The 9102-nt window shown below is 44.0% G+C and carries 5 protein-coding genes, 2 rRNA genes and 1 other annotated feature; of the genes, 3 read left to right on the plus strand and 4 right to left on the minus strand.

All coding sequences use genetic code 11. From position 1 onward, the window contains the following. Nucleotides 1-247: 247 nt before the first annotated feature. Both L1D55_RS18415 and L1D55_RS18420 read right to left on the minus strand, forming a co-directional pair. The gene (locus L1D55_RS18415; protein WP_345772786.1) at nt 248-1672 is read right to left on the minus strand and encodes a lytic transglycosylase F; all 1425 of its coding nucleotides are present in this window, start codon (nt 1670-1672) and stop codon (nt 248-250) included. Between the two features lie 137 nt (nt 1673-1809). Next, nucleotides 1810-2538, minus strand: a complete 729-nt coding sequence (locus tag L1D55_RS18420) for an outer membrane protein assembly factor BamD (RefSeq protein ID WP_004739486.1) — start codon at nt 2536-2538, stop codon at nt 1810-1812. 137 nt (nt 2539-2675) lie between these two features. On the opposite strand from L1D55_RS18420, the gene rluD reads away from it, so the two are divergent. The 3 genes from rluD (at nt 2676) to clpB (ending at nt 7109) form a co-directional block, all read left to right on the plus strand. Continuing rightward, nucleotides 2676-3650 (plus strand): 23S rRNA pseudouridine(1911/1915/1917) synthase RluD, encoded by a 975-nt coding sequence (gene rluD / locus L1D55_RS18425; RefSeq protein WP_004739484.1) that lies wholly within the window; start codon nt 2676-2678, stop codon nt 3648-3650. Nucleotides 3651-3652: 2 nt separating this feature from the next. Further along, nucleotides 3653-4393 (plus strand): peptidoglycan editing factor PgeF, encoded by a 741-nt coding sequence (gene pgeF, locus L1D55_RS18430; protein WP_239918404.1) that lies wholly within the window; start codon nt 3653-3655, stop codon nt 4391-4393. Between the two features lie 142 nt (nt 4394-4535). Next, nucleotides 4536-7109, plus strand: a complete 2574-nt coding sequence (clpB, locus tag L1D55_RS18435; RefSeq protein WP_102424436.1) for an ATP-dependent chaperone ClpB — start codon at nt 4536-4538, stop codon at nt 7107-7109. A 533-nt stretch (nt 7110-7642) separates the two neighbouring features. Next, nucleotides 7643-8152: a sequence feature (most likely nonfunctional fraction of RNA operon), on the plus strand. A gap of 557 nt (nt 8153-8709) precedes the next feature. Here clpB and rrf read toward each other — a convergent pair. Together rrf and L1D55_RS18445 are read right to left on the minus strand one after the other, a co-directional pair. Next, nucleotides 8710-8825 (minus strand): 5S ribosomal RNA (gene rrf / locus L1D55_RS18440). A 94-nt stretch (nt 8826-8919) separates the two neighbouring features. Next, nucleotides 8920-9102, minus strand: a 23S ribosomal RNA gene (locus tag L1D55_RS18445); the annotation flags it as partial.

The following is a 9102-nucleotide window of genomic DNA, read 5'->3' on the forward strand; positions in this document are numbered from 1 at the left end:
ACGATAAGTTGGAGGCAAGGCTTCGCTAAAAATTAAATCAGTTTTTAGGGGCGTCTTACAGCTTACAGAAAGTGTTTGATGGATATTTATCCAAAAGTATTTTGTGATCTAGAGCACGTGACACTTATCGCTAGGTAAGCTTCCTCAGAATTAGACAAACAAAAGCCGCATAACTTTGCTTATGCGGCTTTTGTGTTTTTGTCTTTACTCAATGTCTTTTCTTGCCTGACTGGAGTTTAAAGTCGCTCTAATCATTCGTTTTGAGCAATCTCGCTGTGCCGTTCTCTCTAATCGCATTGATTGCTTCTAGCTGTTTATATATGACGAAGTAGCGATTGATATTGGCAACGTAGGTGACAGGCTCTTTACTGACGTATTTACGAGTAATGATCTCTACGTTTTTAAACCAGATATTCGGGTTGTAGCCTTTCTTCTTCGCAAGGTTCCTCATCTTTCTGATCTTAGCAGGGCCTGCGTTATAGGAGGCGAGAGTAAAGTAAATCTGGTTATCTGGAGTAATGGCAGGGTCATCAAAATATCTATCTTTAATGAAGCGCATGTACTTTACGCCAGCATGGATGTTGTTATCGACGATGTGGATATTCTTGATGTTGACGTTTTTGTCTCTCGCAGTGCTAGGGAGAACCTGCATCACTCCGATGGCACCTCGGTGGGAGACTCTGCTTTGATCTAGTCCAGACTCTTGGAAGCCTTGCGCAGACATCATCAAAGGGTCGAATTCATACTTACTCGAATACTTTTCAAAAACATCCGCCAGTTTAGCAACACGATCGACTTTGTTCGGGTTGAGCGCGCGACCTAACCAACGAGTATTATCGATGTATTTCTTATAGATCACGTTTCCAAGCAGGGTACCTGTTCGAGCTGTCTTGACGTATTTGTTTATCTCTTTCTTTAGCTGAGGGCTGTCTTTTCTTAACGCCCACGCTATTTGACCATTTTCGCGTAAAGGTAAGTCGTGATGGACTTGAATGTTTTCCATCACATCGATCCAGAGTTTCGCTTTGTGGCTGTCTAGAATCGTACCTTGAATATAGCCTTGGTTAACGAGTTCGATCAGTTCGTAGTCTTGCAGTGACTCTTCGATGAAGTGGACATGCAGTGGCGGTAAACCCAGTGCGTTGAGTTCTTTATTGACCCTTTGCACGCTTTCGAAGTAACTAGAGCTGGCCCGAATCCATACTTCCTTACCACTAAGCTGCTTGATCTCGGTGATCGCTTCTGAATTCTTGCCTGTAATAATGAGCTCTTTACCGTCTTTAATCATAGGATCTGAAAAGTCGATTACCTTTAATCGCTTATCTGTGACGGTCAGGTTTGCAACAGCAACATCGCCATAGCCTGACTGTAAAGAGGGGAGCAGGTCATCCCGCTGCACAGGAATAATTTGAACGTTCAGGTAAGGGTGCTTCTTACGAAGACTTTTTTCGAAATGGTAAAGCATCTCGGCAACGATGCCTTTGGGCTTGCCATCTTCTATATAGTAGAAACCGAGGTCAGCAGAGACGAGCACTCTCACCGTTCCTTTGGTTTTGAGTACATCGAGGTCCCCCATGTAAGGCTTATTGCTTAATGGCGAGAGTTCTAATGCGTGGGAAAATTGGCTAAATAGCACGATCCCAATAAATAAAAACAACCTACTCACATCCACACTCCATGTTGATGTTTTGTTAAAAGTTATTTATTGAAGATACCGTGTATTGTGCGATTCATCAAGTTCGTGGAATGGGTTTAAAAAAAGCGCGCTAATGAATTAGCGCACTTTTCAAGTCATGAACGAATGGTTGGCTAAGGTAGTGGATTTAGCTCAATCAAGGCTTCTGTTCTTTGAACCGCATCCTCAAGGCCAAGCTGTTTGTAGGCCTCTAGCTGAATTTTTAGAGACTTACGCGCAGCGATAGTATCTGGGTAAGTCTTTTGCAGTTCTTGCGTTCTATTGATTGCAGCGATCCAAGCTTCACGACGCAGATAGAAATCTGCCGTTGCTAGGTCGTAATCTGCCAAACGGTTTTTAAGTGCGAACATGCGTTTTTGTGCATCTTCTGCGTAAGGGCTTGCAGGGAAGCGCTCTAGTAGTCGTTTGAAATCAGCAAAAGCGAGTTTTACTGGCTCAGGATCTCGGTCGCTACGATCGATATTAAAAATATCGTGCATAAAGTTTCTGTCTTGTGCCATGTGCGTTAGGCCGCGCATGTAAAGAACCCAGTCTTGTTTTTCGTGAGTTGGGTTTAAACGCAAGAAACGTGAAATGGTCGCTAGGCCAAGTGCTAGGTCATCATTTTTGTAGTAAGCGTAAATCAGGTCTAGCTGTACTTGTTCAGAATAGGCGCCGAAAGGGTAACGAGAGTCTAGGGCTTCTAGCTTTTCAATGGCAGAAAGCCAGCTACCACTTTGCAGCGATTCTTGCGCCTCAGAGTAGAGAACCGATGGCGGTACATCTGGCACTATCTCTTCGGTACTTGAACAACCAGCCAAGAGTGATACGGCTAATAGACCCGCTAAAGTAAGGTGTTTCATGTCAGGCGTCGATTCCTTGAATTAAATATTTCGTAAGCTTCCGTTACTTTCTAACCAGTAACAGATACAATGATGCAATTATTCTATTTTATCCATACTAATGGGTATTAGTCTCACGGTTTTTAAAAAAGTTCGATATGGCTCAGCAGATCACATTAACAGACACAGTAAAAAGCAGCCAGTTAGGTCAACGTTTAGACCAAGCTGTCGCTGAACTATTTACCGATTTTTCTCGCTCTCGTATTAAAGAGTGGCTTCTTGACGGCAAAGTCCAAGTGGATGGCGAAGTTATTACCAAGCCACGCGTTAAGGTTATGGGCGGAGAAGAGATCATCTTACAAGCTGAACTTGAAGATGAAGAGCGCTGGGAAGCACAAGACATTCCTCTAGACATTGTCTTTGAAGATGAACATCTACTGGTGATCAACAAACCACGTGATTTTGTTGTTCACCCAGGAGCAGGTACGCCGGATGGAACCGTGCTAAACGCGTTACTGCACCACTACCCACAAATCGCTGAAGTACCTCGTGCAGGTATTGTTCACCGTCTCGATAAAGACACAACAGGTCTTATGGTTGTTGCTAAAACAGTACCAGCTCAGACACGTCTTGTTCGTGCATTGGCTAAGCGTCGTATTACTCGTGAATACGAAGCGATTGCAATCGGCAAAATGACCGCTGGTGGCATGGTAGAAAAAGGCATTAGCCGCCACGCAACCAAGCGTACTTTGATGGCTGTGAATGAAACGGGTAAGCCAGCGGTAACTCACTACCGCGTTGCTGAACACTTCCGTGAACATACACGTATTCGTCTACGCCTAGAAACGGGTCGTACTCACCAAATCCGTGTACACATGTCTTACCTTCAGCATCCACTGCTAGGTGATATTGCATATGGCGGTCGTGCACGTATTCCAAAAGGCGCATCAGAAGAACTAACGAAGATGATTCGTGCTTTTGATCGTCAAGCACTACACGCGGTTATGCTTAAATTTGTTCACCCAATTACGGGCGAAGAAGTTGAGTTCCACGCACCTGTGCCAAATGACATGGTTGTGATGGCTGAAGCACTACGTGTTGATGCTCGCGATAACCTAGAAGAAGACATTTAATTATGTCGATGATCATCCCTAACTGGAACGCACCAAGTAACGTGAAGGCCTTTGCTTCGACGCGTGTTGGTGGTTTTTCTGCTGATGCATATCAAGGGCTAAACCTCGGTATGCATGTTGGGGATGATGCTTCACTTGTTGAACGTAACCGAATGTGGCTTACGCAACACGCTAACATGCCCGCAGCTCCGGTATGGCTCAACCAAACACATTCTACTGATGTGGTTACGGTTTTAGATCCAACAACCAATGTTCTCGATGCTGATGGAGCTTTCACCACTGCGAGTGGCGTGGTTTGTTCAGCGATGACGGCGGATTGTTTACCAGTGATTCTTACTGATACTAAAGGCACTCAAGTTGCTGCAGTTCATGCCGGATGGCGTGGTCTTGCTGGTGGTATTCTTGAAAATGCAGTCGCAAAGTTTTCTAATCTCAGCTCTGACAACCAGCTCATTGCTTGGCTAGGCCCTGCGATTGGCAAACAAGCCTTTGAGGTTGGTGATGATGTGTTAGAAGCTTTCGTTGGTTTCGACCCTCAAGCCAAGCTTGCATTCAAAGCGAAAACTGAACTGGGCAAATGGTTAGCGAACATGTCTCAGCTTGCTACACAACGACTTACTAAAGTGGGTGTTTCGCAAGTGACGGATTCGAACCTTTGTACTTTTGCCGATTCCGACGCTTTCTATTCTTATCGTCGAGATGGCGTTACTGGCCGTCAGGCTACCTTTATTTGGCTAGAGTAACGTTTAGTCAGTGTCCGCTTTTATCCAGCGCAATTATATTTTTATATAAACTCTATTCTTCATTCCTATCCCTTGAAAATCCGCGTTACCGTATCCATCTTCTAACCATAAGATAAACATATCTAAGAGTAGGAAGGTTGGCATGCGTCTCGATCGATTCACTAGTAAATTTCAAATTGCGATATCTGATGCTCAGTCGCTCGCATTAGGTCGTGATCACCAATATATAGAGCCTGTACACCTAATGGTGTCGCTATTAAATCAAGATGGTAGTGCGATTCGTCCATTACTTACCATGTTGAATATTGATGTGGTTCAGTTGCGTTCAAAACTAAGCGAAATATTAGACCGTGTACCGAAAGTAAGCGGTATCGGTGGTGATGTTCAGCTTTCGAATGCAATGGGTACTCTGTTCAATCTATGTGACAAAGTGGCACAAAAGCGCCAAGACACATACATTTCTTCGGAAGTCTTCCTACTTGCCGCAATTGAAGATAAAGGTCCTTTAGGTAACCTGCTTAAAGAGCTAGGTCTTACTGAGCAAAAATTATCTCAAGCTATCGAGCAGGTTCGTGGTGGTCAAAAAGTTGATGACCCAAATGCCGAAGACCGACGCCAAGCATTAGAGAAATTCACCATTGATCTGACTGAAAGAGCAGAGCAAGGCAAGCTCGACCCTGTTATCGGTCGAGATGACGAAATCCGTCGTACCATCCAAGTACTTCAGCGTCGTACTAAGAACAACCCAGTAATTATTGGTGAACCAGGTGTAGGTAAGACAGCTATCGTTGAAGGCTTGGCTCAGCGCATTATTAATAATGAAGTGCCGGAAGGTTTAAGAGGCCGACGCGTACTGTCATTAGACATGGGCGCTTTGGTCGCTGGTGCTAAATACCGTGGTGAGTTTGAAGAGCGTTTGAAGTCAGTTCTCAATGAGTTGTCTAAAGAAGAGGGCAATATCATTCTCTTCATCGATGAAATTCATACCATGGTCGGCGCTGGTAAAGGTGAAGGCTCTATGGATGCGGGTAACATGCTGAAACCAGCATTGGCTCGTGGTGAACTCCACTGCGTTGGCGCAACGACCCTTGATGAATACCGTCAGTATATAGAGAAAGACCCTGCGTTAGAGCGCCGTTTCCAAAAAGTGCTTGTCGATGAACCAACGGTTGAAGATACGGTGGCAATTCTTCGTGGTTTGAAAGAACGTTATGAACTTCACCATCATGTAGAAATTACCGATCCTGCTATTGTCGCTGCAGCAACACTATCTCACCGATATGTTTCTGATCGTCAACTGCCAGATAAAGCCATTGACCTGATTGATGAAGCCGCATCGAGTATTCGTATGCAGATTGATTCAAAACCTGAATCTCTGGATAAACTCGAGCGTAAGATCATTCAGCTTAAGATCGAGCAGCAAGCGCTGACTAATGAGAACGATGAAGCCAGTGAAAAGCGTCTTCGCACCTTACAAGCGGAGCTTTCAGATAAAGAACGTGATTTTGCTGAACTTGAAGAAGTGTGGAACGCTGAGAAAGCAGCATTGTCTGGCACGCAACATATCAAATCAGAGCTAGAACAAGCTCGTATGGATATGGATTTTGCAAGACGTGCTGGTGATCTAAATCGAATGTCTGAACTGCAATATGGTCGTATCCCAGAGTTGGAGAAGCAACTAGACCTTGCTACTCAAGCTGAAATGCAGGAGATGACTTTATTACGTAATAAGGTTACTGACGCAGAAATTGCAGATGTTTTATCAAAGCAAACGGGGATTCCGGTTTCCAAGATGTTAGAAGCAGAAAAAGAGAAGCTTCTCAAGATGGAAGGTGTTCTGCATAAGCGAGTTATTGGCCAAGGCGAAGCGGTAGAAGTGGTTTCGAATGCGATTCGTCGTAGCCGTGCTGGTTTATCGGATCCGAATAAGCCAATTGGTTCGTTCCTATTTCTTGGCCCAACAGGGGTAGGTAAAACGGAGCTTTGTAAAACGCTCGCTAACTTCATGTTTGATAGTGACGATGCAATGGTACGTATCGACATGTCTGAATTTATGGAGAAACACTCTGTTGCTCGTTTAGTTGGCGCACCTCCTGGCTATGTTGGTTATGAGGAAGGTGGCTACTTAACGGAAGCTGTGCGTCGTAAACCATATTCAGTAATCTTGTTAGATGAAATTGAGAAAGCGCACCCAGATGTTTTCAATATTTTACTTCAGGTTCTTGATGACGGGCGCCTAACCGACGGACAAGGTCGTACGGTCGACTTCAGAAATACGGTCGTGATCATGACATCAAACTTGGGCTCTTCAAGAATCCAAGAAAACTTCAATACGCTTGATTACCAAGGCATCAAAAATGAAGTGATGGAAGTGGTCGGTAAACATTTCCGACCAGAGTTTTTGAACCGTGTTGATGAAAGCGTGGTATTCCATCCACTAGGTCAAGAGCACATTCAATCAATTGCTTCTATTCAGCTTCAACATTTGAGCAAGCGAATGGAGGAGAATGGATATGAACTTGAGGTGTCGGAAAAAGCACTGAAGCTAATTTCTCAAGTTGGCTTTGATCCAGTATATGGAGCAAGACCTCTGAAACGAGCGATTCAACAAAGTGTCGAGAACCCATTAGCGAAAGCGATACTTGCCGGAAAAATTAACCCGGATAAAAAAGTGCAGCTACTAGTTAATAACGACAGAATTATTGCTCACCAGTAATTGGCGCCGAAACAATAGGTACGATTCGCTAAATTTAGGCGAAATCGTACCTATTTCGAACGCTTTGTATAAATACTATTCGAACAGTCGCCAGTGGCGGCTTTTTTTCGTTTTAAGCCTTGTGCACAAGATTATTCTCTCTATAATGCGCCTCCGTTGTCAGGGATAACTAAGCAGTTTGAACAAAGCAACGAAACGGCAAATAAGCATTTAAGATGCTTAAAAAATTAGCAGGAAAAAGTGTTTGACACTGAATCCCAATTCGCTAGAATGACCGTCCACTTCGAAAGGCTCCTTACTGAAAAGGAACGCTTAAGAAGTTAAGCTCTTTAACAATTTAAACCTATCAATCTGTGTGGGCACTCGTTGATGAATATCAAAAATTGATTCTTAGGAATCACATTGATTTCAATGAACTGAGTGACCAATTCGAATCGAAAGATTCGGCACAGTCAATTCAAAATTACTTAGCTTTTTATTAAGCGAAGAGAATGTAATCAGTATTCATTGAGTCGACAAAATCTTAAATTGAAGAGTTTGATCATGGCTCAGATTGAACGCTGGCGGCAGGCCTAACACATGCAAGTCGAGCGGAAACGAGTTATCTGAACCTTCGGGGAACGATAACGGCGTCGAGCGGCGGACGGGTGAGTAATGCCTAGGAAATTGCCTTGATGTGGGGGATAACCATTGGAAACGATGGCTAATACCGCATAATGCCTACGGGCCAAAGAGGGGGACCTTCGGGCCTCTCGCGTCAAGATATGCCTAGGTGGGATTAGCTAGTTGGTGAGGTAATGGCTCACCAACTAGCTAATCCCACCTAGGCATATCTTGACGCGAGAGGCCCGAAGGTCCCCCTCTTTGGCCCGTAGGCATTATGCGGTATTAGCCATCGTTTCCAATGGTTATCCCCCACATCAAGGCAATTTCCTAGGCATTACTCACCCGTCCGCCGCTCGACGCCGTTATCGTTCCCCGAAGGTTCAGATAACTCGTTTCCGCTCGACTTGCATGTGTTAGGCCTGCCGCCAGCGTTCAATCTGAGCCATGATCAAACTCTTCAATTTAAGATTTTGTGACTCAACGAATACTGACTTCAAAACTACTGTGTAATTTTAAAGCTATTATCATTCCAACAGAATGATAATGAATTGACTGTGCCGATAATAAATTATCGATTGGTCACTCAGTTCATTGAAATCAAGTTGAAACNGCGTTCAATCTGAGCCATGATCAAACTCTTCAATTTAAGATTTTGTGACTCAACGAATACTGACTTCAAAACTACTGTGTAATTTTAAAGCTATTATCATTCCAACAGAATGATAATGAATTGACTGTGCCGATAATAAATTATCGATTGGTCACTCAGTTCATTGAAATCAAGTTGAAACCGGAGTTTCATTTTTTGATATTCATCAACGAGTGCCCACACAGATTGATAGGTTTAAATTGTTAAAGAGCTTTGCTATCAACGCTTTAGCGTCGAAGCGGATGCGTATGATACGCGATTGACTCTGTAAGTCAACATAAAACTCTAAGTTTATTTAGAACTTTATGGTGACTTGCTTAGATTCTAAGCAAAGTCGAAATTAAAGCCTGGCGATGTCCTACTCTCACATGGGGAAGCCCCACACTACCATCGGCGCTATTGTGTTTCACTTCTGAGTTCGGCATGGAATCAGGTGGGTCCACAATGCTATGGTCGCCAAGCAAAATTTTAAAATTCGGAAAGCTGTTGCTTGTTCTCTTCAAACTCATTCAAGCGTTTGTATCTTTGAGTCCATCAAAACCCCTTGGGTGTTGTATGGTTAAGCCTCACGGGCAATTAGTACAGGTTAGCTCAACGCCTCACAGCGCTTACACACCCTGCCTATCAACGTTCTAGTCTTGAACAACCCTTTAGGACGCTTAAAGCGTCAGGGAAAACTCATCTCAGGGCTCGCTTCCCGCTTAGATGCTTTCAGCGGTTATCGATTCCGAACTTAGC

This window comes from Vibrio sp. Isolate22 (assembly GCF_022398115.1).
Classification (GTDB): domain Bacteria; phylum Pseudomonadota; class Gammaproteobacteria; order Enterobacterales; family Vibrionaceae; genus Vibrio.